Annotated in this window: 20 protein-coding genes; 4 read left to right on the forward strand and 16 right to left on the reverse strand. The window is 65.4% G+C overall.

Going from position 1 to position 25168, the window contains the following annotated elements; all coding sequences use genetic code 11:
* Positions 1–14: 14 nt before the first annotated feature.
* The 10 genes from EEB15_RS14235 to EEB15_RS14280 form a co-directional block, all read right to left on the reverse strand.
* Positions 15–902, reverse strand: a complete 888-nt coding sequence (locus EEB15_RS14235) for an alpha/beta fold hydrolase (RefSeq protein WP_141510530.1) — start codon at positions 900–902, stop codon at positions 15–17.
* A 51-nt stretch (positions 903–953) separates the two neighbouring features.
* A complete protein-coding gene (locus EEB15_RS14240) occupies positions 954–2081 on the reverse strand; it encodes an ABC transporter substrate-binding protein (protein WP_141510531.1) in 1128 nt (375 codons plus the stop codon).
* A 50-nt stretch (positions 2082–2131) separates the two neighbouring features.
* Positions 2132–3856 carry a carboxylesterase/lipase family protein gene (locus EEB15_RS14245; protein ID WP_370283595.1) on the reverse strand — a complete coding sequence of 575 codons (1725 nt, stop codon included), beginning with the start codon at positions 3854–3856 and terminating at the stop codon, positions 2132–2134.
* A gap of 32 nt (positions 3857–3888) precedes the next feature.
* Complete coding sequence (locus EEB15_RS14250) at positions 3889–4956, reverse strand: branched-chain amino acid ABC transporter permease (RefSeq protein WP_141510532.1); 1068 nt, start codon at positions 4954–4956, stop codon at positions 3889–3891.
* Positions 4957–4969: 13 nt separating this feature from the next.
* A complete protein-coding gene (locus EEB15_RS14255) occupies positions 4970–5950 on the reverse strand; it encodes a branched-chain amino acid ABC transporter permease (RefSeq protein ID WP_141510533.1) in 981 nt (326 codons plus the stop codon).
* The gene (locus tag EEB15_RS14260; protein WP_141510534.1) at positions 5947–6672 is read right to left on the reverse strand and encodes an ABC transporter ATP-binding protein; all 726 of its coding nucleotides are present in this window, start codon (positions 6670–6672) and stop codon (positions 5947–5949) included. The genes EEB15_RS14255 and EEB15_RS14260 overlap by 4 nt, the downstream gene beginning before the upstream one ends.
* A complete protein-coding gene (locus EEB15_RS14265) occupies positions 6669–7436 on the reverse strand; it encodes an ABC transporter ATP-binding protein (RefSeq protein ID WP_141510654.1) in 768 nt (255 codons plus the stop codon). Before EEB15_RS14265 ends, EEB15_RS14260 begins: the two co-directional genes overlap by 4 nt.
* Before the next feature lie 35 nt (positions 7437–7471).
* On the reverse strand, positions 7472–8920 hold the full coding sequence (locus EEB15_RS14270; protein WP_141510535.1) for a PHB depolymerase family esterase: 1449 nt from the start codon (positions 8918–8920) through the stop codon (positions 7472–7474).
* A gap of 109 nt (positions 8921–9029) precedes the next feature.
* The gene (locus EEB15_RS14275; protein WP_141510536.1) at positions 9030–10229 is read right to left on the reverse strand and encodes a substrate-binding domain-containing protein; all 1200 of its coding nucleotides are present in this window, start codon (positions 10227–10229) and stop codon (positions 9030–9032) included.
* A 148-nt stretch (positions 10230–10377) separates the two neighbouring features.
* Positions 10378–11859, reverse strand: coding sequence for a sigma-54-dependent Fis family transcriptional regulator (locus EEB15_RS14280; RefSeq protein WP_141510537.1), 1482 nt, complete (start codon positions 11857–11859; stop codon positions 10378–10380).
* Positions 11860–11984: 125 nt separating this feature from the next.
* Between EEB15_RS14280 and EEB15_RS14285 the strand changes: the two genes are divergently transcribed.
* Positions 11985–12944, forward strand: coding sequence for a tripartite tricarboxylate transporter substrate binding protein (locus EEB15_RS14285; RefSeq protein ID WP_141510538.1), 960 nt, complete (start codon positions 11985–11987; stop codon positions 12942–12944).
* Between the two features lie 767 nt (positions 12945–13711).
* Here the strand turns inward: EEB15_RS14285 and EEB15_RS14290 are convergent.
* From EEB15_RS14290 to EEB15_RS14300, 3 genes are all read right to left on the reverse strand, one after another.
* The gene (locus tag EEB15_RS14290) at positions 13712–15223 is read right to left on the reverse strand and encodes a tripartite tricarboxylate transporter permease (RefSeq protein WP_141510539.1); all 1512 of its coding nucleotides are present in this window, start codon (positions 15221–15223) and stop codon (positions 13712–13714) included.
* Positions 15224–15299: 76 nt separating this feature from the next.
* A complete protein-coding gene (locus EEB15_RS14295) occupies positions 15300–15809 on the reverse strand; it encodes a tripartite tricarboxylate transporter TctB family protein (RefSeq protein WP_141510540.1) in 510 nt (169 codons plus the stop codon).
* Positions 15810–15879: 70 nt separating this feature from the next.
* On the reverse strand, positions 15880–16839 hold the full coding sequence (locus EEB15_RS14300) for a tripartite tricarboxylate transporter substrate binding protein (protein WP_141510541.1): 960 nt from the start codon (positions 16837–16839) through the stop codon (positions 15880–15882).
* 136 nt (positions 16840–16975) lie between these two features.
* Here EEB15_RS14300 and EEB15_RS14305 point away from each other — a divergent pair, with 136 nt between their 5' ends.
* The 3 genes from EEB15_RS14305 to EEB15_RS14315 are packed head-to-tail and all read left to right on the forward strand — an operon-like array spanning position 16976 to position 19488.
* On the forward strand, positions 16976–17650 hold the full coding sequence (locus tag EEB15_RS14305) for a response regulator transcription factor (RefSeq protein WP_141510542.1): 675 nt from the start codon (positions 16976–16978) through the stop codon (positions 17648–17650).
* Positions 17647–19065, forward strand: a complete 1419-nt coding sequence (locus EEB15_RS14310; RefSeq protein WP_141510543.1) for a sensor histidine kinase — start codon at positions 17647–17649, stop codon at positions 19063–19065. The genes EEB15_RS14305 and EEB15_RS14310 overlap by 4 nt, the downstream gene beginning before the upstream one ends.
* Positions 19066–19488: an RNA-binding S4 domain-containing protein gene (locus tag EEB15_RS14315; protein ID WP_141510544.1), complete on the forward strand. Its 423-nt coding sequence runs from the start codon at positions 19066–19068 to the stop codon at positions 19486–19488.
* A gap of 695 nt (positions 19489–20183) precedes the next feature.
* Here the strand turns inward: EEB15_RS14315 and EEB15_RS14320 are convergent.
* The 3 genes from EEB15_RS14320 to EEB15_RS14330 are packed head-to-tail and all read right to left on the reverse strand — an operon-like array spanning position 20184 to position 25139.
* Entirely contained in the window at positions 20184–22784 is a 2601-nt protein-coding gene (locus tag EEB15_RS14320; RefSeq protein WP_141510545.1) for a TRAP transporter permease, read from the reverse strand.
* 15 nt (positions 22785–22799) lie between these two features.
* The gene (locus EEB15_RS14325; protein ID WP_141510546.1) at positions 22800–23780 is read right to left on the reverse strand and encodes a TAXI family TRAP transporter solute-binding subunit; all 981 of its coding nucleotides are present in this window, start codon (positions 23778–23780) and stop codon (positions 22800–22802) included.
* Between the two features lie 24 nt (positions 23781–23804).
* The gene (locus tag EEB15_RS14330; protein WP_141510547.1) at positions 23805–25139 is read right to left on the reverse strand and encodes an aspartate aminotransferase family protein; all 1335 of its coding nucleotides are present in this window, start codon (positions 25137–25139) and stop codon (positions 23805–23807) included.
* Positions 25140–25168 lie beyond the last annotated feature (29 nt).

Raw genomic sequence — 25168 nt, forward strand, 5'->3', positions numbered from 1 at the left:
GCAATGACAAGACCTTAGGCTGCGAGTGCCGAGGGTTGTTCGTGCTGTTCGATGAACGCGGTCACCAGCTCGAGTTGCTCGGGCACGTTCAATGCCGGAGCATGGCCGCAGCCTTCGATTTCCACGATGCGCGCCAAACCCATCAAGCCCGGCCCCCGCGTCAACATCTCCGCGGTCGCATCGGGCAGCACAAGATCCGACTCCACGCCGCGCAGGCACAGCACCGGGATGCGCAGCGCGTCGTAGTGCGCCCACAAGTCGTAGTCGTTCGGGTGATCGGTGAACTGACGAACCATGGCCGGGTCGTAGTGCGGCGTCACGCGCCCGTCCGGTAAACGGCGCGCCGAGGTTTCGGCCAGGCGGCGCCACTGCGCGTCGCTCAGCCAGCCAAAGGGCTTGTAGACCTCGCGGTAAAAAGCTTCGAGCTGCGCCATCGTGTCGAAGGCCGGCGGATTGCCGGCGTAGGCGCGGATGCGCGCGAGCGCCGCCTCGGCCAGGCGCGGCGCATTGTCGTTGAGCACCAGGCTCTTGATGCGGCCCTTGAGTTGCGGTTGGAACAGTCCCGCCGCGCACACCGTGCCGATGGCACCACCCATGGAAGTGCCGACCCAATGGGCTTCCTTGATGTCGAGACGATCGAACAAATCAGCGGCCAGCTGCGCATAGAACGCCAACGTGTACTCGTTGCGCGGGTCCGGGCTCCATTGGCTCAGTCCCCGGCCCAGCGTGTCCGGGCAGATCACGCGGTAGCGTGACGAGAGATGCTCCGACAGTTCATCCATGTCGCGGCCGGTACGTGCCAGGCCGTGCCACGCGATCACCGTGCGGGCGTGCTGCGCGCCCCACTCGGTGTAGTGAATTTCGCGGCCCGCGCAGGTCGCGTACTGTGAGCTGTGTGGCATGCCGAGCATCCTTCCCCTGTTCTGTTCTCTTCGTGCGAGCCGTTCAGCGCTTCATTTCAGCAGCTTGCCGCTGCTGCCGATGACGGTGACCTCGACATACTGCGAGCCCACGCGATTCGTCGGCGAGTAGTTCACCGTGATGCCGCCCAGGTCGAAATTGCTCATGGACTCCAGCGCCTTCGCGACCTTCGCCCTGGTCGGGTTGGGCCCGGCGCGGCGCAGGGCCTCCACCAGCACCTTCGCCCCGAGAAACTCTTCGAAGCTCGTGTAGTTGACCTGCTCGGTGGGCGCGTACTTCTTCAGCAGCTCCTGGTATTCGCGGATCACCGGCAGGTTCGCCATGTACGGATACGGCACCACCTGGCTGATCCCGAGGCCGTGTGCGTTCTTCAGCCCCGCCAGCTTGACGAGCTCCGCCGGATCCACCACCGAGATATTGAGCAGCTGCGCGCCGCCGCCCGATTCACGGTACTGCTTGACGAAAGCGGCCGTCGGCTTGTTGATGGAGATCATGATGATCGCCTGCGGATCGGCCGCCTTGATCTTCTTCACCGCGTCGTCGACCTTGTCGGTGTTGCGCTCGTAACCCGCCGTCGTCGCCAGCTTGAGATTGCGCCTGGCCATGGCCGCCTCGACACCCACCAGGCCCGCCTTGCCGAAGCCGTCGTCCTGGTACATCACGGCGATGCGGTTCATGCCCAGCGTCGTTAGCTGCTGCACCATGTGCTCCGCCTCGTCGGCATAGCCGGCTCGCACGTGGTAGATCCACGGGTTGAACGGCGAGCGCAGCGGCTCACCGCCGCTGTAGGGCGCCACGAGCGGTGCCCCGCCCTCCTCCAACACCTTGTCGGTCAGGAGCTTGCCGATGTTGGCGGTGCCGGCGAAGCCGAACAGCGCGACGACCTCGGGCTTGGCCAGCATCTCCTTGGTGAGGCGCACGGTTTCATCGACCTTGTATGCGTCGTCCGCAACCAGCACCTTGATCTTCTGGCCGTGGATGCCGCCCTTGGCATTGATGTGGTCGAAATAAAGCTTGCCGCCCAGCACCATCTGTTTGCCCGTGCTCGCGAGCACACCGGACAACGGCGCGACTTGCGCGATGGTGATGTCGGCGGCTTGTGCCATGCCTGCCGCGGCGAACACGAGCGCGCCGATTGTTCTCTGGGTCAACGATGTCATGACTGCTTGTCCTCGTTGTGTTGGGGGGATGCGATTGCCCGGGGGTGCCGCTACTCCACGTGGATGGACTTCGCCGTCGGCGTTGCGTCGAACACCAGTGTTTGGGGCCACGCGGGCCACGCCACGCCGAGCGAAACATTGTTCGGATCGCCGTTGCGCGCGAAATTGCCCATGGTCTGCATCATCGCGGCCGACAGTTCGAGGCGGCCGGGCCGGTTGGCGGTGTTGAACCACACGTTGCCGAACAGCGACGGGCCGAAGTTTCCGAACAGGAACGGCAGGTCCACCACGTGCACCGCGCCATAAATGTCATTCCAGGGCGCAGGCTGCTCGTCCCAGTCGAAGCGGTAGTACCAGACGTTGGGCTGCTGCGTTCTAAGCGCGTTCAGCACGTTGTCGCGGCTGTTGAGGAAGAAGACGCGGTTCAGCGCCTCGGCGCGCGCCGTGAAGCCGGTGGTCGCCGCGTTGACAGGCAAATATGACGGCGCGATCCATTGCTCCACGAGGGTCTGCGCCGCCGCGTTGGGGTTGTACGAGAAGTGATTGGTGAACAACTGCGCGTCGGTCACGATGCGCGCGTTGCCGGTTCCGCCCACCAGCGGCAGGAACGACGGGAACAGCTTGCCTTCGTCCCGCGTATTGCCCGCGAGCACCGGCACCTTCACATAGTTGCCCGCGGCGATGGCGGCAATCGGGTCCGCGGCCACCACGGTGCCATCGGGGATGGGCCCGGACCCCGAGAGGCCCAGTGCCGCAAGGCGAGTGAGCAGCGTCGTGAACAGTTGCGGCGACGTCTTTCCGCGCAGGTATTCCGCGATCTGCGCCGTGGTGCGCGAAGCGATGTAGGTTTGTGCGGTCGCCGCGTCGGTGGCCAGGCCGTCACCGATCACCAGGTTCTGCAGCAGCGCGTTGCCCTGCGCGAGGTACGTCGAAGCCGGGCTCAGCGTGGGAATGCTGCCGGGCGGCAGGTTGCTGGCCAGGGATATGCCGCCAGACAGCGGCATCACGCGATGAAACAGCTTGGGATTGGCCGCCGCCATCATCGGCGACGTCTGCAGCGCCCACACGTTGATGGCACCCGCCGACTGACCCGAAATAGTGACGTTGTCGGCGTTGCCGCCGAACGCCCCGGCGTTCGCCCGGACGAACTGCAGAGCCTTGATGCTGTCGAGCATCGTGAAGTTGCCCGAGCTCGTGGCTGCGTCAGCGGTCTTCAGCTGCGGCAGGTTAAGGAACCCCAGGATGCCGAGGCGGAAGTTGGGCGTAACCACGATCGCGTTGGCCGCCTTGGCCAGCGCGGCGCCGTCATACACCGGGTCGGCCGTGTAGCCCGAGACGTTGCTGCCGCCGTGGAAGAACACGATGACGGGCAGGTTCGACTCGCCGGTGGCCGGGCGCCAGACGTTGAGGTAGAGACAATCCTCGCTGCCCACGGCCTGGCCGAGCGTGGTGCCGATGGTCTCGTCGTATTTGTTGTTGCTGCCGGGGCCGTAGATGCGCCCGTATTGCGCGCAGGCGTTGGCGAACGCCGTCGTGGTCCGGGTTTCCGTCCAGGCTTGCGGCTCCTGCGGCGGCTGCCACCGCAGCGTTCCCACCGGAGCTTGCGCGAAAGGAATGCCCTTCCAGGAGTAAGTGGCCGAAGCGGGATCCTCCGCGCCCCGGACCTTGCCCAGGTGCGTTTGGCGTTCGAGAGGGCTGTCGCTCGAGCCGCCGCAGCCCGCCAGCATCATTGGAATGCCGAGCAGCGCGGCATAGAGTCCAGTTCTTATTTTCACTGTGTGTCTCCTGGGGAGTGGTACGGACGAAATCAGGAACCGGAACGCAGGGCGCGCAGGCGCCCCACGATGCCGGTCGGAAAGTAGTAGACGGAGAGAACGAAGAGCAGGCCCAGCCACAGCAGCCAGCGGTCCGGCGACAACAGCGCCGAGAGCCAGGGCAAGCCGGACGTCGCGTCGCTCGCCAGCTTGAGCAGGTCTTGCAGGTAGCTTTGGGCCACGACGAACACACCCGAGCCGATGGCCGCGCCGTAGATCGTGCCCATGCCGCCGATCACGACGATCAGCAGCACGTCCAGCATGATCTCAAACGACAGCGAAGTGTCCGGCCCGTTGTAGCGCAGCCAGATCGCCAGCATCGCGCCCGCGACGGTGGCGAACAGCGCCGAGAGAATGCTCGACGTCGTGCGGTAGACCACCACGCGGTAGCCGATGGCCTCGGCACGGAACTCGTTTTCGCGGATCGCCTGCAGCACCCGGCCGAACGGCGAGTTGACGATGCGCAGCATCGCCAGCAGCGCGATGAGCGCGGTGACGAACAGCAGGTAGTAGCAGATGAGGCGCCCGTCCATCGAGACGCCCAGGAATGGTTCCTCGGCCAAACTGAAGCCGGGCGACAGGATCTCCGGCATCTTGAACGTGAGCCCGTCTTCACCGCCCGTGATGTCCGACAGCTGCGACGCCAGCGTCTGGAAAGCGGCGGCCACGGCCAGCGTGATCATGGAAAAGAAGATCGCTCGCACCCGCAGCGAGAACAGGCCCACCGCCAGCGCGAGCACGAACGACAGCGCGAGCGAGACGGCCAACCCCACGAGGATGGACGACCAGCCGGCGCCCATGCGCGTCGATGCGATCGCGATGCCATAGGCCCCGATGCCGAAGAACATCGTGTGAGCGAAACTCACGATACCCGTGTAGCCCAGCAGCAGATCGAAACTGGCCACCAGCACGATGAACACCAGGATCTTGGCGGCGACGTTGAGCGCCTTCACGCCCGGAAAGATGAAGGGCATGAAGGCGAGTGCCAGCAGCACCACCATCAGCACGACGGCCAGGATGCGGCTGCGCGGGTAGTCGTTGGAGAGGATGCGGTTCAGCATATGCTTCTCGTCTTCACTTGCTGAGCGCATAGACGCCTTGCGGGCGCCACAGCAGGATCGCCATCATCAGCGCGATGTTCGAGAACAGCGCCGCCTTGGGCACCAGGAAGCCGGTGTAGTTGGCCATCAAGCCGACCAGCAACGCGCCGATCAGCGCGCCGGTGGTGGAGCCCAGCCCCCCGATGATCAGCACGATGAAGATCAGCACGTTGACCTGCGCGCCCATTTGCGGGGTGACGTTCTGCTGGTACAGGCCCCACATCACGCCACCCAGGCCGGCCAGAGCGCTGCCCACCACGAACACGCCGATGAACAGGCGCCTGATGCGATAGCCGAGCGACTCCACCATTTCGCGGTCTTGCACACCTGCGCGAATGAGCAGGCCGATCTTGGTACGCGTGAGCACCCAGAGCAGGATTCCGAACACGAGCAGGCCCACCACCACCGCGATCACGCGGTACTTCTCCACGGCGGCATCGCCCAGTAGCAGCGTGCCGCGCATGCCTTCGGGCAGCGGCAGCGGGATCTGCAACGGGCCCCAGATGACCTTGATCAGCTCCTCGCCGATGATCATCCCGCCCATGGTGATGAGGATCTGCTTCAGGTGGTTGCCGTACACCGGCCGCACGATGAAGCGCTCGAAAGCCAGGCCGATGGCACCGGCGACCAGCATCGCCACAACCATCGCCGGCAGCACCGCCATCAAATTGACCCAGAGGCTTGCGGACCCGGTGTAGTCGCCCATCGCGCCCAGCACACTCGTCGCGACAAACGCCCCCAGCGCAATGAACACGCCATGGCCGAAGTTCAGCACGTCCATCAGGCCGAAGACGAGCGTCAGCCCCGAGGCGATGATGAAGATGATCATCCCCATCGCCAGGCCGGCGATGGTGAGCGTGACCCAGGTCGAGCTCGATCCGATGAAGGGGAACACCAGCAGCGCCAGTGCGGGCACCAGGGCCACAGGTTTCCAGTCGAAGTCGATGTTTTTCATATGGCCAGCCCCAGAAGGGAATGTTGCAAGGCCTCGTCCTCGGCCAGCTCCTTCATCGAACCGGCATGGACCACCACGCCGTTGTCCATCACCGCGACGGAGTCCCCCAGCCGCTTGGCGAAGTTGATGTTCTGCTCCACCAGCAGGATCGTCACGCCGCTCGCCTTGAGCTGCGCGAACGCGTCGATCATGTTGTTGATGATCGCGGGCGCAAGTCCCTTGCTCGGCTCGTCGATGATCAGCAGCTCGCGCGGCTCGACGATGGCTCGGGACACGGCCAGCATCTGCTTCTGCCCGCCCGACAGCTTGCCCGCCGGGTGGTTCCAGAATTTCTCCACTGCCGGGAAGAGCGAGAAAATCCATTGCAGTCGTTTCGCGTCGATCTGGTCCGCGGTGCGCGCCCAGCGCGCGGCCAGCAGCATGTTCTCTTTCACGGTGAGGTCGGAGAAGATGCCCATGTTCTCGGGCACGTAGGCCACGTTCATGGATGCGATCTCCGGCGTCGGCTTCGCAGTGATGTCGTTGCCGTTGAACTGGATGCTGCCTTGCGACGCCCTCCACAGGCCCATGACGGTTCGCAGCGTCGTCGTTTTGCCGGCGCCGTTGCGGCCCAGCAGCATGGTGAGCTTGCCGCGCGGGACCGTCAGATCCACTCCATGCAGGATGTGGTACGCCCCGATGTGCGTGTGCACGCCTTTGAGAGTCAAGAGGTTCTCGTTCATGCTGCCTCCTTGGGCGCAACACCTAGATATGCCTCTTGAACGATGGGCGACGCGATGACGTCCGCTGGTTCCCCGTCCGCCACCAACGTGCCGTTGTGCAAAACAATGATGCGGTCGGCCAGTTCGCGCACCACGTCCATCTTGTGTTCCACCAGCAGGATGGTCTTGCTCGCGTCGGCCTTCAGCTTCCGGATCAGGTTGAGGATGACCGGCGCTTCCGCCGCGTTCATGCCCGCGGTCGGCTCGTCGAACATGAACACCTTCGATTCCAGGCCCATGAGCAGCGCCACTTCCAGCTTGCGCTGGTCGCCGTGCGGCAGATTCGCCACCAGCTCGTTCTGCTTGTCCGCCAGGGCCACCGTCTGCAAGATGTCGTGCGCCCGTTCCAGCAAGTCCTTGTGGTCCGTCCAGATGCTCCACAGGTTCAACCCACGCCGGTGTGGCCCTTCACGCGCCGCCTGTACCGCCAGCCGCACGTTCTCCAGCACCGTGAGACGCGGAAACAGGTTGGTGAGCTGGAAAGCGCGGCCCAAGCCGGCCCGGGTTCGCTCGGAAGCGGAGGCACCGGACAGGTCGCGCCCGTCGAGCGTGACCTGTCCGGCGCTTGCCTTGAGCTGCCCGGAGATGAGGTTGAAATATGTGGTCTTCCCGGCGCCGTTCGGGCCGACGATGGCGGTCAAGGTGCCCGGCTGGAAAGCACAGGTCACGGCATTGACCGCCACGTGGCCGCCGAAGCGGATGGTCAGGTCTTTGGTGGCGAGCAGGCTCATTGTTCTCCGTCAGGTTGTCGCGTGTTGGATCAGGGACAGGTCCCGATCACATAGTAGTTTGTGGCAGTCTTCTTCAGCGTCGTGGTCGTGTAGATGTTCCACAGGCCCATGTTCTGGTTCGAACCGTACGCGTAGGTGTAGCCGAACGACGCGTAGGCGCGCCCCGCTATGGTGTGCGCATAGTTGCTCGACGTGTAGCAGGTGACGACGGGCGGCGGCGCGCCGGTGGTGGTCCCGCTGGCAGCAGCCGAAGCCGCGCCTTCGGCGCCGCTGCCGTCCACGGCCTTGACGGTCCACGCATACGTGGTGCCCGCCGCCAGCCCTGTGTCCTGGTAAGACGTCGCGATGACGGGCACGGCGTTGACCTTGGTGCCCGCGCGATAAACGTTGTAGCTGGCCGCACCGGTGACACTGTTCCAGCCGATGTTCATGGTGGTGGTGGTCGCACCCGAGGTGGCGACGCCCGTGGGGGCAGGCAGCGTCGAGACCGGCGAGCCGCTAGAGACCTGGTCCACCATCGCCTTGATGGCCGCCATCTGCGGGCCGGACTTCTTCGAGTAGTTGGCGCTGTCGTAGCCCCACCAGTCCCAGCAGCTGTTGGTGGCGGCCACGCTGGTCTGCGGGTACAGCATCACGATGTTGTTCGTGTCGGCCCAGCGGTTGTAGCCGGTGTTCTTCACGTACTGCTGCTGGACGTCGTTCTCGTTCTGCTTGCAGCCGTGCAACACCACGTGCAGCTTGCATTGCGCCCCCGATGTGCAAGAAGCGGGGACATAGGCCCAGCCGGTCGTCGCCATGCCGTGGTTGCTGATGAACTGGCTCTGGTTGAACTGCACGTAGTTGGCGGCGGGCAGCGTGTTCACGTTGCGCGCGTTCAGCGTGCCATACAGCTGCTGCAAGATGGCGCCGGCCAGGTCGAAGTTGCAGTCGTTGATGTAGGGCGCTCCCTTGAACGAGCAGGCGTTGCCGTAGTCGTCCGTCACCATCGCGTGCTGCGACGCGATGTCCTTCTTGTAGACCACGTTGGCGGCGGGCACGAAGCTGTTGTAGTAGGTCTTGAGCGCGTCCATCACGCCCGGCTTCACCACGTCGTCGAGCGTGCCCGAGAACATGTAGACCTTGGAGCTCTGCAGGTTCGACACCGGGTCGATCAGGCCCTGCGAGGCCCAGTTGTTGGTCGTGCTCACCAGCGTGCTGGTCGGGATGCCGGCCGGGCTGGCCATGCAGCGGCCGGTGGCGTTCACGACGCTGCCTTCGGCGCAGTAGAACGGGCCGCCGGCGACGATGCCGGCGCCCTTCTTGAATGTGGCCGAGTAAGCCACGTGCAACTGGACGGCCATGAAGCCACCCGATGACAAGCCGGAGACTGTCGTCTGGGTCTTGTCGATGTTGAGTGCCGGCAGGTTGACGGCGGCGCAAGCGCCGCCCGCGGCCAGGGCCAGGGCGCCAGCGATCACGCGTAGCGATTTGAACGTCATTGGTTTTGTCTCCAGGTGGTGTTGGGTAAAACAACCCCTCGCCCCCGTGTGCCCGGGGGTCTCTCAAAACAACGGATCAAAAAGAGGGGCGGCCGCCCCTGTGGAAGCGTTATCTTTTATTGCGAATCGGCACGTTCATGTCCGCCGGCTTGATTTCCTTCACGAGGTGAAGGTCAGCCATTGCACCGGGCCTTGCGCCGGGCGCCACGCGGAAGTGATACATCGACTGCATGGCCTGGTGGTCTTCCTTGCGGAAAGTCATCTGGCCTTTGGGCGTCTCGAAGGTCATGCCTTCCATCGCCGTGATGAGCTTTTCAGTGCCCGTGTCTGCGTTGGTTTTCTTCAGGGCGGCGACGATGGCCATTGCGGCCGAGAACCCGCCCGCGGTGAAGAAATCGGGCGGCGACTTGAAGCGCTGATAGTGGTTGGTCACCAGCCAAAGGTTGGCCTGGTTCTTCGCGAAGCCGAAGTAGTAGTAGGCCGCGCCCTCCATTCCGGGGAAATTGTTGTACGGCACCATGGCCGGCAAGATGTTCCCGCCCGTTGCCACTTCGATGTTGAAGCGCTTCTTCAAGTCGAGATCGGCCAGCTTGGCGAACGGCGGCGTCGCACCGGCCCAGATCACGAAGATCACCTTGCGGCCCGGCTGGTCCTTGAGCTTGTCGACGATGCGCTGGAAGCCTGCGGTGAAGTCCGTCGTCGTCTGGGGCAGGTATTCCTCATGGATGATCTTGGACTTGCTGATCGAATCCTTGAAGGCCTTCACGCCGTCGCGCCCGAAGGCGTAGTCTTGTGCGAGCGTCGCGATGGTGGTGCCCGCCTGATCGACGGTCACGGCGTTCGAGATCGCGTCCTGCGAGCTGCTGCGGCCGGTGCGGAAGATGTAGCGGTTCCACTTGTCGCCGGTGATCGAGTCGGCCACGGCCGGCTCCACCAGCAGGACCTTCTTGTATTCCTCGGCGATCGGCAACATGGCCAGCGCCACGCCCGACGACGTCGGGCCGACGGCGAGGTCGACCTTGTCGTCGGCATACGCGGCGGCCAGCAGGGACTTGCCGATGTCCGGCTTGCCCTGGTCATCCTTTTCCATCAGGACGATCTTCCGGCCGTTGACGGTCATGGTGCCGTTGGTGGCGTATTCGAAGCCCATCAGCAGCCCGGCCTGGGTCTGCTTGCCATAAGCCTCGAGCGGGCCCGTACGGCTATAGATGTGGGCGATCTTGATTTCCTTGCCTTGGGCGAAGGTTTGGGGCAAGGCGAAAGCGGAAGCGGCAAGCGCGGCGAGCGCCACCCAGGTGCGACGTTGCATGGACATGTCTCCTTTTATCGTGACTGCGGAATCAGGCACCAATGCAATGCATGAGACATGCCAATTCGCAGATCGTTGATTAAAAAGGATATTTTCCTACCCCATGAACAAATTGTCTGATTTTCAGACAATTCTGACTGTCTGACAATCAGACAACTGTGTGAAATTCAGGCACAAATTCCAGACGCTCGTAGAGCTTGGCCCGAGAGATTCCCAACAACTTGGCTGCCGCCAGCTTGTTGCCGCCCGTGGCGCCCAGCGCCGCCCCGATGGCCCGGCGCTCCACTTCCGCCACTTGCTCGGCCAGCGGCCGCAAGGCATGCGCCAGGGCCGGCGCGGGTGCGGCCATAGCCGATGCGGCCAGCGCGGGCTCGATGTGCTTGACCCCCGACTCGCGCAGCACTTCCTCGAGATCGCGCACCTCGATGTGCTGCGTGTCGCTGCGCATCGCCGCCTGCTCCAGCACGTTGCGCAGTTCGCGGATGTTGCCGCGCCAGTTCTGCGCCGACAGCAGCGCGACCGCGTCGGCGCTGAGCTCGGGCGGCGCGGTGCCGCTGCGCAGCGCCATGTCCTCGGCCAGCACTTCCACCAGCGAAGGAATGTCAGGCCGGCGCTCGCGCAGCGGCGGCACGCGGATCGGCAAGACGTTGAGGCGGTAGTACAGGTCCTCGCGAAACTTGCCCTCGCGCACCAGCGCGGCGAGATCGCGCGACGTTGCCGCAATCACGCGGGCATCGAACGCGATCACCTTATTCGAGCCCAGCGGCTCGATCTCGCCTTCCTGCAGCGCGCGCAGCAGCTTGGGCTGCAGGCTGGGCGGCATGTCCCCGATCTCGTCGAGGAACAGCGTGCCGCCGTCAGCCAGCTTGAACTTGCCGTCACGCCCTCTGCGGTCCGCGCCGGTATACGCGCCGGGCGCGACACCGAAGAACTCCGCTTCGAGCAGCGTGTCGGGAACGGCGGCGATATTGATGCTGACGAGCGGGCCCGACGCACGGCCCGATGCGGCGTGGATTGCATGCGCCAGCAGTTCCTTGCCGGTACCGGTTTCACCCAGCAGCAGCACCGGGCTGGACGAGAGCGCCGCGCGCCGTGCCTGCCGCTTGACTTCCACCGCCGCCGGGCTACCGCCGACGAAGCTGGCGAGCGTGTACTTGGTGCGGCGCTGGCTCGCCAGTTCGCGTCGCGCGTCATCCAGGTCGCGTTGCAGGTGCGCGAATTTGCTGATCAGCGGCTGCAGCGTGGTTTCGGGGTGGTCGAACAGCACGATGCCCATCGCGCCGATCAGCTCCCCGGTGCGCTCGTCGCGCAGCGGCAAGCGGCTGACCACGAAAGTGCCGGCGCGGTTGGTGAGCAGGTCGATCAGCACCGCCTGGCCCGTCTCCAGCACCCGCCGCATCTGTGTGTTCGGCACCACGTCTTCCACCATGTGGCCAAGGAACTGGTCGACCGACGAGAAGCCCAACGCGGGGAGAAAGCGCTTGTAGCCTTCGTTGATCCAGACGATGCGGCCGGTGCGATCGACCAGGAACATGCCCTGGCTGATGCTCGAAAAAAGCTGGAACATTGACCTCGCGGCGAGTTCCAGGATGCTCTGGCCGTCACGCGGCAGGGTATCGTCGGCTTGCATCGGCTGATCCTACCCCTTGCAAAAGCGGTGGAATCCGGGTTTGTCCCAGGATAGTTGACAGGCGCTGACAGCGGATCGACAGTTCGCAGCACCAGCATGATCTTTATCACTACCGGAGACACACCATGCGTCGCGATACCTTCCTCAAATCCCTGGCGGCGCTAGCCGCCGCAGGCACCCTGCCTATGGGCGCACGGGCTGCGCCGGTGCTCAAGATGATGATCCCCGCCAACCCGGGCGGCGGATGGGACTCCACCGGGCGTGCGCTTGGCCGCGCTCTGACGGACGCGAAAGTGGCGGACTCCGTGCAGTACGAGAACAAGGGCGGTGCCGCCGGCATCATCGGCCTGGCCCAGTTCGTCAATGCATCCAAAGGCGACCCCAACGCCATCATCATGATGGGCGCCGTGATGCTGGGCGGCATCATCACCGGCAAGCCGCCGGTGCAGCTGTCGCAGGCCACGCCGATCGGCCGACTGACCAGCGAATACAACGTATTCGTCGTGCCCGCGGCTTCGCCGCTCAAGACCATGAAGGACGTCGTGGCGCAACTCAAGAAGGACCCGGGCAGCGTCAAGTGGGGTGGCGGCTCCCGCGGCTCGACCGAGCACATCGCGGCCTGCATGCTGGCCCGCAACATCGGTGTGGACCCGAAGAAGGTGAATTACGTCGCCTTCCGCGGCGGCGGCGAAGCCGTTGCCGCCATCCTCGGCGGCAATGTCACGGTGGGCGGCAGCGGCTACAGCGAGTTTGCCGAACACATCGAGTCGGGGAAGATGCGCCCAATCGCGGTCACGTCGCAGAAGCGCCTGCCCGGCATCAACATCCCGACGATGAAAGAGCAAGGCTTCGACGTGATCCTGGGCAACTGGCGCGGTGTCTACGCCGCGCCCGGCATCAGCGGCGCCGAGAGGGATGCGCTGACGTCCGGCCTGCTGGCCGCGACCAAGACCAAGGCCTGGACCGACGCGCTCAGCAAGAACGGCTGGACCTCGGCGGTGCTCACGGGCAAGGAGTTCGAGGACTTCGTCGAGTACGAATTTTCGAGCTTGCGCGCGATCATGTACTTGTCTGGGATGGTTTGAACTCACCGTTCTGAGGCCGCGCGGCAAAGCTGTGCGTGGGCGGGCTGCGGCGCGATGGCTACGGCGTTCGGCTTCGGTGCTTTGCACCTCCAGCCGAATTCCTTGCGCCGGGAGACCCCGCGACCCGCGCGAAAAAACTCTCTCCGCTTTGCTCCGTTCAAACAATTTTCGCGAGCATGAAACGGTCGCACGGCTGAAGCCGTGCTGGGTCGCGGAGTCACCCGCCGCAAGCGCCTGTGCTTTATTCGCGCCGCAGCCCGCCCACGCACAGCTTCGCATCACCATCGAGGTGATCCACGAGTGGGTCCCGACGCTCCGTGGCCCGTCACAACGCCGCGCATCACCGCCGGCACTCGACGGCCACACCACAACACCGTGCTCACCGCCGGCGCTACGGCCTCCCCGCAACGCCGTGCATGGCCGGGTCGCGGCGCGAATAGAGCACAGGCGCCCGCGGTGGACGGTCTTGCGGCCCAGCGTCGCTTGCGACGCCACGTTTCATGCTCGCGGCACCTGTTTGAGTCGAAGCGTAGCGGAGGCGAGTTGTGCCGCGCGGGCCGCAAGACCGTTCAGCGCGGGGACTCCGGCAGGAGCTTGCGATAGCAAGCGATGCCGGACGCCGTAGCCATCGCGCCGCGGCCCGGCCATGCACGGCGTTGCCGCACGGCCCACGAGCGTAGTCCCCTCGAGCACCAGAACGCGCTCACCCGAGCCAAAAAAAGGGCACGCCGCAAGCAGGCCCTTTTCCCTTGCACCGCTGACAGATATCAGATCGGCGCAGTCTCCGCCTTGCGCCTCGCCCGAGCCCGCATCACGCGCGGCAAGATCAGGATCGCAAGCACCAGCACGAGCAGTGCAAGCGACATCGGCCGCTGCAGGAACACCGTGAAGCTGCCCTCGCCGATGGACACCGCGTTGCGCAACTGCGCTTCGGCCAACGGGCCGAGGATCATGCCGACCACCACCGGCGCCGTCGGGAAGTCGTATCGGCGCATCAGCACGCCGAGAAGGCCGATGGCGTACAGCAGCACCAGGTCGAAGGCGCTCTGGCGCATGCCGTAGGCTCCCACCGTTGCGAAGATCAGGATGCCGGCATAGAGCTGCGGCTTCGGAATCTTGAGCAATTGCACCCACAGCTTCACCATCGGCAAGTTCAGGATCAGCAGCATCACGTTGCCGATGTACAGCGACGCAATCAGCGCCCAGACCAGCGCGGCCGACGTGGTGAACAGCTGCGGGCCTGGCTGGATGCCGTAGTTCTGGAACGCGCCCAGCAAGATGGCGGTGGTGTTCGATGTGGGGATGCCCAGCGTCAGCAGCGGGATCAGCGCGGCCGTCACCGTCGCGTTGTTCGCGGCTTCGGGGCCGGCCACGCCTTCGATGGCTCCCGTGGTGCCGAATTCCGCCAGGTTCTCACCCTTGGCGAGCTTCTTTTCCGTGGCGTAGCTGAGGAACGTGGGGATCTCGGTGCCACCGGCCGGGATGCACCCGAAGGGCGTACCGATAGCCGTGCCGCGCAGCCAGGCCGGAATCGACCGCTTCCAGTCGCGCCCCGTCATATACACCTTGGAAAGCGTGTTCTGCTTCTCCACGACGCGGCCCTCGTACATGCCTGCGTACAGCACTTCCGCCACCGCGAAGAGGCCCACCGCGATCAACACGATCTCGATGCCGTCCAGCAGCTCGGCCTTGCCCATCGTGTAGCGAGGCTGGCCCGAAATCTGGTCCAGGCCGATGCAGCCGACGGCCAGCCCGAGCAGCAGCGCTGTCATGCCGCGCAGCGTGCTCTTGCCCAGCACCGCGCTGACGGTGGTGAAGGCCAGCACCATCAGCATGAAGTACTCGGGCGGGCCGAGCTTCACGGCGAATTCGGCCACTACCGGCGCGAACAGCGTGACGATGACGGTGGCGATGGTGCCGGCGATGAAGGAGCCGATGGCCGCGGTGGCGAGTGCGGCGCCGGCCCGCCCGCTCTTGGCCATCTTGTTGCCTTCCATCGCCGTGACCATGGTGGCCGTCTCCCCCGGCGTGTTCAGCAGGATCGACGTGGTCGAGCCGCCGTACATCGCGCCGTAGTAGATGCCGGCGAAGAAGATCATCGAAGCGGTGACTTCCACCTTCGCGGTGATCGGCAGCAGCATGGCCACGGCGACGGCCGGGCCGATGCCGGGCAGCACGCCCACAGCTGTGCCCAAAAGGCAGCCGACGAATGCCCATGCCAGGTTGGCGGGCGTGATGGCGGTGGCGAAGCCCTGCAGCAGTGCGTTCAGGATGTCCATGTCTGCCTCCGACGAGCCGCCTCTAGGAGGCTGGCGCCCCCACGGGGGGCAGCGAACAATAGTGAGCGTGGGGGTTTCATAACCATCCCGTGCGTGTGAGGCCTGGCAGGTTGATCGCCAGGAATTGCGTGAACATCCAGAACACCGGCGCCGAGATGGCGAAGCCGGTAATCAGGTCGGCGGCCAAAGCGCCCGGCCTGGCCGCATCCTGGCCGGACGCTCGCTTCAGCCCCTGCACCGCCAGCATGTAGCACAGCGTGCAGCTCAAGATGAAGCCGATGGTCGTGATGAGCGCCGCATTGGCCAGCAGGCCCGCGGAGATCCAGGCAATGGCCGGCCAGTACGCCTGCTGCGCGCCGGACGGCTCGTCCATGGCGCGGAAGCCGCCGGTGAGCGCCTCGCGCACGATGAGCGCGCCGCAGACGACCAGCGATATGGCGACCAGCCAGGGCAGGAAGTTCGGGCCCACGCCCCCATAACCCGCAGCCGATGGAATTGCAACGGCGCCGCCCGCCAGGGCCAGCCCCAGCAACAGCACACCGGCCCCTACTGCTGTTTGAAGTGTCTTCTGAGTTTGTTGTGTCATGGTTTTGTCTCGCAACACACAAAAAAGGCGCCCGGTTGAAACCGGGCGCCCTGGAACAACCGGGTCGGGCTCAGACCATGCCGGATTTGACCATGGTCGCGCGCAGGCTGGCAAAGTCGTCGTCAACAAACTTTTCGAACGCGTCGCCGGCCAACACCGCCGGCGTCCAGTTGTTCTTTTCGAGCGCTTCGGCCCACGATTTGGACTTGAGCGCCGCCAGCACCAAATCGGTGAGGGCCTTGCGCTGCGGCGCGGTGATGCCCGGAGCGCCGTAAACGCCGCGCCAGTTGCCGATCTCGACGTTGATGCCCTGCTCCTTCAGCGTGGGAACGTTGACGCCCTTCAGGCGCGCGCCCGAGGTAACGCCCACCGCGCGCATCTTGCCGCTGTTGATGTATTCGGCGAACTCGCTGTAGCCGCTGCCGCCGATGGTGACGTTGCCACCCAGGATGGCCGCGGTGGCTTCGCCGCCGCCCCGGAACGCGACGTAGTTGATCTTGGCCGGGTCGACACCGACCTCGCGCGCGATCATCGCGGCCGCGATGTGCTCGGTGGAGCCGCGCGAACCGCCACCCCACTTGACGCTGCCCGGGTCCTTCTTCAACTGGGCGACGACGTCGGCCATCGTCTTGAGCGGCGAGCTGGCCGGCAGCACGAACACGTTGTATTCGCTGGTCAGGCGGGCGATCGGTGTCGCCTGCGACAGGTTGACCGGCGGCTTGCCGGTGATGATGCCGCCCAGCATCACGGCGCCCATCACCATCAGCGCATTCGGGTCGCCCTTGCTGCCGTTGACGAATTGGGCCAGGCCGAGTGCACCGGCGGCGCCGCCCTTGTTTTCAAAACTGACGCTGTCCGCCACCTTCGCATCCTGCAGCGCCTTGCCCAGGGCACGGCCGGTGGTGTCCCAGCCGCCGCCGGGGTTGGCCGGGATCATCATCTTGATGTTGGCGGCAGCGCGTGCCGACAGGGGCAAGGCGCCCGCCGCGGCGAGAGCGGCCAGTGATTTGAGGAAAGTGTCGCGACGCATTGCTTATCTCCTTGATATCTTTAAAACAGGGCCATCATGCGCCGTCTCCCTGTCATTCGGCTGTCCGCGGCATTGGGGAAACTACTGAACCGCGCGGCCGGAACCTCCTGTCCGCGGGCGCTAACCTCGACAGCACATGAAACTGCTTCTGGTTGAAGACGATGCGTCGATGCAAGCTGCACTGCAAAGAGCGCTGGGCCGGCGCGGCATGGACATCACCGTCTGCGGTGATGGGGCGCAGGCGCTGGCACGCTGGCATGCCGCTGCACCCGACGTGGTGCTGCTCGACCTGACACTCCCGGGCCTCGATGGTCTGCAGGTGCTCGAGCAGGCCCGCAAGGGCGGCCTCACCACTCCCGTGCTCATCCTCACGGCGCGAGGCACGGTGGGGGACCGGATCATCGGGCTCAACACCGGGGCCGACGACTACCTGGCCAAGCCCTTCGACCTGGACGAGCTGGAGGCACGGCTGCGCGCCTTGCACCGGCGCCGCCCCGCCGCCGGCACCGCCGCGCCTCCGCATGACGTGGGCAGCTTGCGCTACGACCGCGACAGCGGCGCCATCTACCATGGCAACGAGGTGCTGGAACTGACGCCGCGCGAACTGGCGTTGCTGCAGGCGCTGATGGCCAAGCCCGGCCACGCGGTGAGCAAGGAAAGACTTTTTGAGCTGGTCTTTCCGGGCGAATCGGACGTGCAATATGAAGCCGTGGAGGTGGTGGTCTATCGCCTGCGCAAGAAGCTGGGCGCGACGGGCGTCAAGCTGGTGACGCTGCGCGGCCTGGGCTACCTGCTCAAGGCCCAAGGATGACGCCACCGCGGCGTGCCATCTCGCTTAGGCGCTATTTGCTGCTGGGCATCTTGCTGCCCGTCGGGTTGTTCGTGGTGGTCAATGCCGTGAGCCTCTACCGGCAGACGCTGGATGCAGTCAACGTCGCCTACGACCGCACCCTGCTCGCTTCCGCCAAATCGATAGGCGAACTGCTCGACGTGAAGGGCTTCGACGAAGACGCCCAGTTGCGCGTCACCGTGCCGTATGCAGCCCTGGAAGCTTTCGAAGCCGACAACCAGAGCCGCATGTTCTACCGCGTGTCCACGCAGAAAGGTGCACTGGTGTCGGGCTTCGGCGACCTGCCGTTCTGGCAAGGCCGACTGCCTGAGCGCAACACCTATGCCGCGCTGGTGGACTTTTATGACGACAGCTTCCAGGGAGAGGCCGTCCGCGTCGCCGTGCTGTTGCAGCCGGTGGCCGGACAGAACGGCCGCGCCATGGCGGTCATCCAGGTCGCCGAGACGCTGGAGCTGCGCCGCACCCTCACGCGCAAGATCCTGATCGATACGCTCTGGCGCCAGGCCGTGCTGGTGGCAGTGATTGCGCTGGTGGCTGTGGTCGTGGTGCAGCGCGCGACGCGGCCGGTGCGCAGGCTCAGCAGCGAACTGCAGGCACGGCCCGAGGGCGACCTCACGCCCATCTCGGCGGCCGACGCGCCCCGGGAGTTGCTGCCGCTGGTCGACGCGACCAACCAGGTGATGACACGGCTGGCCCACCTGCTGGACAACCAGAAACGTTTCGTCCGTGACACCTCGCACCAGCTACGCACGCCGCTGGCGGTGCTGAAGACGCAGGTGCAATCGGCATTGCGCGGCGACGTCGAGCCGCGGCAAGCCTTGCTGGAGATCTACGACACGGTCGAGCGAGCCACCGTGCTGGCCAACCAGATGCTCTCGCTGGCCAAGGTCGAACAATTGCGCCAGCAGCCGGACGAATCCGTGAACGACTTCGACGAGGTGGTTCGCTCGATCGCGCTGGAGCTGTCGCCCCTGATCGCCGACAAGGACATCGACTTCGAGATCGCGACCATGAGCGCGCCCGTGCGCTCGCACGATTGGATGCTGCGCGAACTCACCCGCAACCTGCTGCACAACGCCATCAAGCACTCGCCGGTCGGCGGCGCGCTGGCCGTGCAGGTCGTCACCGACGCCAACTCCGTCGCGCTGACGATCGCGGACAGCGGGCCCGGCATCCCCGCTGAGCTGCGAGCCCGGCTGTTCCAGCCGTTCTCACCCGGCAACGCGCGCAGCGGCTCGGGGCTGGGCCTGGCGATCTGCCATGAGATCGTACGCGCGCTCGGCGGCACGATCACGCTGGAAAATCGTGAAACACATGGCCACATCGACGGCCTGGACGCCACCGTGCGGCTGCCGCTGGCGGAGAATATCCAGTAAATGGAAAAACTGCGTATCGACAAGTGGCTGTGGGCGGCGCGCTTCTACAAGACCCGGACGCTCGCCAGTGACGAGGTGGTCAAGGGCCGCGTGGAGGTCAACGGCCAGGAGGTCAAGGCGGCGCGCGAAGTGAAGGTCGGCGACACAGTGGCGGTGCGGCAAGGCCCGGTCACGCGCACCGTGGTGGTCAAAGGCTTGTCCGGCATGCGTGGCCCCGCCCCCGTGGCGCAGCAGCTCTACGAGGAAACGCCGGAGAGCCTCAAGGCGCGCGAGCAAGCCGCGGAACAGCGCCGCCTCTCGCCCGAGCCCGCCCATTCGATAGAACAAGGCCGGCCCACCAAGCGCGGTCGGCGTGAACTGGATGATGCTCAGCGCGGTTGGGGCGACCGGTGGAGTGCTTCGGTGGACGAGGACAAGGCGTAGTCCTCGGGATTGTCGTGCCGGACTTGATCTGGCATCCATGACTTTCGGTCTTCCTCGCGTCGCGCCAGGCGGTGCCCGGCAGAGCCTCACACTGCGGCGGTCGACGCGTCGCGCCGACTTCGCTGAGATTCTTGGCCCGGAGCCGGCGCCGTACAACTCACAGATCGCCTAAGGCCGATCTGTTCGGACAAGTCCGGCGAGTCAGTCAACGAAGCGCGCAAGCGCGCCCGGCCCCGGTCCAAGAATCTCAGCCACCACAGAGATCGGCCCTGCCGGGCACCGCCTGACGCGACATCCAACGTGTGGGCGGGCGTTGCATTGGAAACCCTCACTCGATCGAGACTCGCCGGCGCGTGATCATCGCGCGCCAGCAATCTCCCAGAGCGGCAGGCGGTGCCCGGCAAGGGCGATCTGTGTGAGCGGCTGGGATTTCCGGCCTGAGGCCGGAGCGCGCCTTGGCGCGCCTCGTCAACTGACTCGCCGGACTTGTCCGAGCAAAGCGGCCTTAGGCGCTTTGCGAGTTGTACGGCGCCGGCCTCAGGCCGGAAATCCCAGCGAAGTCGGCGCGATAGCGCCGACCGCCACACCGTGAGCCCTTGCCGGGCACCGCCTGCCGCGACGCGAGGATGAACGAGTGCGGTCCCGCCCCACCATGGATGCCGAATCAAGTCCAGCATGACAATCCTTCGAACTGCCTAGGCAACAGCCGCAAGTTGCGCACGCCTGCGCAGCCGCAGACCTTGCGTCCACCACACAGCCAAGCCCAGCAAGGCCGCCGGGATGAACACCCAGTGCTGCGACGGACGGTCGGGGTTCGGCAATTTCAGTTCGGCGATCTTGTAGCCCTGTTCCAGGCCGAGCTTCTTGGCCCGGCTGCCGAACTTGACTTGCGCCACTTCGAGCTCGCTGCCCAACTGGCTGAGCGTCACGCCCGCGTCCCGCAGGCGGTCACGTCCCGTGGCGCCCTTGCCCATCGGAATCGCGACGGTCTTGGTCTGCGGCTTGCCGTCCAGCGTTTCGCCGGCGATGCCGACCACCAGCCATTCGTCTTCGGCGAGGCCATCGGCAACCTTGTAGATGTCGGCGGCGGGCGCCTTCACATATTTCGGCGAAAAGCGGTCGATCACCCAATCCGGCCGGAAGAAGAGGAACGTCGCCACCAGCAGCATGCCGACTTCGAGCCAGGTGCACCGCGTGCGAAACCATCGCATTGTCGCGGCGGCGAAGAGCAGCGAAGCCGCCATGCCCGTCACGCAGACCAGCACCACTTCGGCCGGCGACCCGACGCCGATCAAAAGAATCTGCGGGTTGAAGATGAAGACGAACGGAAGCACTGTGGTGCGCAGGCTGTACCAGGTCGCCTGCCACCCGGTCGCATTCGGGTCCTCGCCGGAAATCGCGGCCGCGGCGTAGGAGGCCAGGCCAACCGGTGGCGTTACGTCGGCCAGGATGCCGAAATAGAACACGAACAGGTGCACCGCGATCAGCGGGATCACCAAGCCACTGCGCGCGCCGAGTTCCACGATCACGGGCGCCATCAGCGTCGCGACCAGGATGTAGTTGGCCGTGGTCGGCACGCCGGCGCCGATCAACAGGCAGATGAACGCCGTGAGGAACAGCATCACCAGCACGTTGCCGGCCGACACCAGTTCGACGAAGTCCGTCATCATGAGGCCCATGCCCGTGAGGGTGATCGCGCCCACGATGAGGCCCGCGCTCGCACAGGCCACGCCGATCCCGATCATGTTGCGCGCGCCCAGGACCAGGCCCTTCCACAAGTCCCGCACGCCGCGCATGAACGCTGCCGCGACCGGATCAGCCAAGCCGGTTGGCCTGAAGACCGACAGCATCACGGGCTGCAGCAACACCATCGCAATCGTGGTGACCGTCGCCCAGAAGGCCGACAGGCCCGGCGACAACTCCTCCACCATCAGCGCCCACAGCAGTACAACGACGGGAATGAAGAAGTGCAGCCCCGCGCGCACCGTGGGCCAGGGCAGCGGCAGCTTGACGTCCGTGGCCAGCGGGTCGTCGATGGGAACATCGGGATAGCGCGAGGAGTACGCCATCGACGCGACATAGGCCACGCCGCACAGTGCCGCCAATGCCCACCCGGCCTTGTCACCCGCGGCCCATTGCACCGCGGTGATGACGTAGTAGATGGCCGCGCATGCAGCAGCCGTGCCCGCGAGACCCAGGGCCCAACCGATGCCGCGCTCGTGCCAGGTGGGTTGGCGCTCGCGGGTCAACGGCTTCAGGTCGTACTTCAGCGCTTCGAGATGCACGATGTAGAACAGCGCCACATACGAAATGATGGCGGGCAGCGCCGCGTGCTTGATGATCTCCGAGTACGGGATGCCCACGTACTCCACCATCAGAAAGGCCGCCGCGCCCATCACCGGCGGCATGATCTGGCCATTGATGGATGACGCGGCTTCGATGGCCCCGGCCTTCACGCCGGAGTAGCCCGTGCGCTTCATCAGCGGGATCGTGAAGATGCCGCCGGACACCACGTTGGACACCGACGAGCCGGACACGATGCCGTTGAGCGCGGAAGAAACCACGGCCACCTTGGCTGGGCCGCCGCGCAAATGGCCCAGGGTCGCGAGTGACACCTGCAGCATGTAGTTGCCCGCGCCCGCGATGTCCAGCAGCGTGCCGAACAGCACGAACAGGAAGATGAACTGCACCGAAACGCCGAGCGCTACGCCGTACACGCCTTCCGTCGTCAGCCACATGTGCGAGATGAAACGCGAGAGCGACACACCGCGATGCTGGATCGCTTCGGGCATGTAAGGCCCGAGGAACACGAACGCGATGAACACGCCGGTAGTCACCAGCATGCCGAAGCCCATGGCCCGACGGGTTGCCTCCAGCATGATCGCCACACCCGTCAGGCCCACCACCACGTCCATCGTGGTGGGCGAACCGGGGCGCATCGCCAGTTCCTTGTAGAACAGGAACAGGTAGGCCGCACAGAACGCGCCGACCAGCGCGAGCAACCAATCGCTCCATGGGATGACGGTGCGCGACGATTGCTTGAACGCGGGGAAGGCGCAGAACGCCAGGAACACCGCGAAGGCCAGGTGGACCGCCCTCGCCTCCGTGTCGTTCAGGATGCCGAAGCCAAAGGTGAACGGCAGCGGCGACGCATACCAGACCTGGAACAGCGACCACAGCGCCGCGAGGATCGCCAGCCCGATGCCGACGGCGCCGCCCGGTTCGCGCCCGCCGAGGTCGGCCTCCTTGACGAGCTGGTCGAGGTCCTCGGCGGAGTGCTTTTCAAGCTGCGCCATGGCCGAGCGCGCGCCTTACTTGATCCAGCCCTTTTCCTTGTAGTAGCGCACCGCCCCCTCGTGCAGGGGCGCGGACAGTCCATCCTTCACCATGCTCTCGGGCTTCAGGTGCGCCAGCGCGGGGTGGAGCTTCTTGAACTCGTCGAAGTTGTCGAACACAGCCTTGACCACCTGGTAAACCGTATCCGGCGGCGTCTTGGCAGACGCCACGACGGTGGCCAGCACGCCATAGGTGTTGGTCGCGTCCGGGTTACCAGGGTACAGGCCACCGGGGATCGTGGCCTTGGCGTAATACGGCTTTTCGGCGATCAGCTTGTCGACCGCCGGGCCGGTCACCGACACCAGCTTGGCGCCGCAACTCGTCGTCGGATCCTGGATGTTGGCACTGGGGTGGCCCACGCCATAGAAGAAACCGTCGATCTTGCCGTCGCACAGCGCCGGGCCATGTTCGTCGGCCTTGAGTTCGGAGGCGAGCGAGAAGTCGCTCAGCTTCCAGCCCATCGAGGCGAGCAGTTCCTCCATCGATGCGCGCGTGCCCGAGCCGGGGTTGCCGACGTTGAAGCGCTTGCCCTTGAAATCGGTGAATGCCTTGATGTTGGCCTCTTTGCGCGCGAGCACCGTGAAGGGCTCGGGATGCACGGAGAACACCGCGCGCTGGTCGCCCCAGGCGCCCGCGTCCTTGAACTGGCCCAGGCCCTTGGTCGCGTTGTATTGCACGTCCGATTGCGTGAAGCCCAGGTCGAGCTCGCCGGCCTTGATGGTGTTGACGTTGAAAACCGAACCGCCCGTCGATTCCACCGAGCAGCGGATGCCATGCTTGGCGCGGTCCTTGTTCACGAGGCGGCAGATCGCGCCGCCGGCCGCGTAGTAGACGCCGGTGACGCCGCCGGTGCCTATCGTGACGAACTTCTGCTGCGCGAAGGCGGGCACGGCGGCCAGCGTGGCCGACAGGGCGGCCGCGGTGGCCAGCGCATGGAACACGAATTTGCGGGACATGTGAACGACTCCTGGGTTGAACAATCAGATGGATTGGGTGGCGGCCTGGATCGCGGCGGCGAGTCGCTGCGCGATGAGCGTCAGGTCGGCATCGCCGGCGATGAAGGGTGGCGCCAGCAATACGTGGTCACCATAGCGGCCATCCACGGTGCCGCCCATCGGGTAAACCATCAAGCCCCGCGCGAAGGCTTCGCGCTTGATGCGCGCGTGCAATTGCGCAGCGGGATCGAACGGCGTTTTGGCCGCGCGGTCCTTCACCAGCTCGACGCCCCAGAAGAGGCCGCGGCCGCGGATGTCGCCGACGTGGGGATGACCGTCGAAAGCATCGTTGAGCAGTGCTTGCAGCTTCGCGCCGCTCTCATGCACGCGTTGCAGCAAGCCGTCGCGCTCGATGACCTTCTGCACGGCGAGCGCCGCGGCGCACGCGACTGCGTGCCCCAGGTAGGTATGGCCGTGCTGGAAGAAGCCGGATCCCTCGGCCATCGCATCGACTACTTTCTTCTGCGCCAGCACCGCGCCGATCGGCTGGTAGCCGCCGCCGAGTCCCTTGGCGATGACCATCAGGTCGGGAACCACGCCCTCCTGCTCGCAGGCGTGCAGCGTGCCGGTGCGCCCCATGCCGCACATCACCTCGTCCAGGATCAGCAGCACGCCGTGCCGGTCGCACACTTCACGCACTGCCTTGAAGTAGCCGGGCACTGGCGCCAGGACGCCCGCGGTCGCGCCGCCCACGGTTTCGGCGACGAAGGCAATCACGCTATCAGGCCCCAGCCGCTGGATCGTGTCGTCGAGCTCGCCCGCCAACCGCGAGCCGTACTGTTCGGGCGTTTCGCCTTCGTGCATTTCGCGGTACGGGTAGCACGGCGAAACGTGCGTGGCGGGGATCAGGATCGGCGCGAACGGCTCGCGCCGCCACGCGTTGCCACCCACCGACAGCGCGCCCAGCGTGTTGCCGTGATAGCTCTGCCGGCGTGCGATGAAATGCCTTCGCTGCGGCTGCCCGATCTCCACGAAGTACTGGCGCGCCATCTTCATCGCGGCTTCGACGCCCTCGGAGCCACCGCTGACGAAGTAGGCATGGCTCATGCCCGCCGGCGCGCCCGCCACGAGCCGCTGCGCCAGCTCCTCAGCCACGTCGGTGGTGAAGAAGCTGGTGTGCGCGTACGCCAGCTTGTCGATCTGCACGTGCATCGCGGCGACCACGTCCGGGTGTCCGTGCCCAAGGCAGGAAACCGCCGCGCCGCCGGAGGCATCGAGGTATTGCTTTCCGCTGCTGTCCGTGAGGTACATGCCGCTTCCGGCGCTGGCGACAGGCGGTGTGTGGCGCAGGTGACGGTGGAAGACCTGAGTGCTTGTCATGGGCGAGGCCTGTCGATGCGGCGCAGTTT

Source organism: Ramlibacter sp. WS9 (genome assembly GCF_003797765.1).
Taxonomy (GTDB): domain Bacteria; phylum Pseudomonadota; class Gammaproteobacteria; order Burkholderiales; family Burkholderiaceae_C; genus Ramlibacter.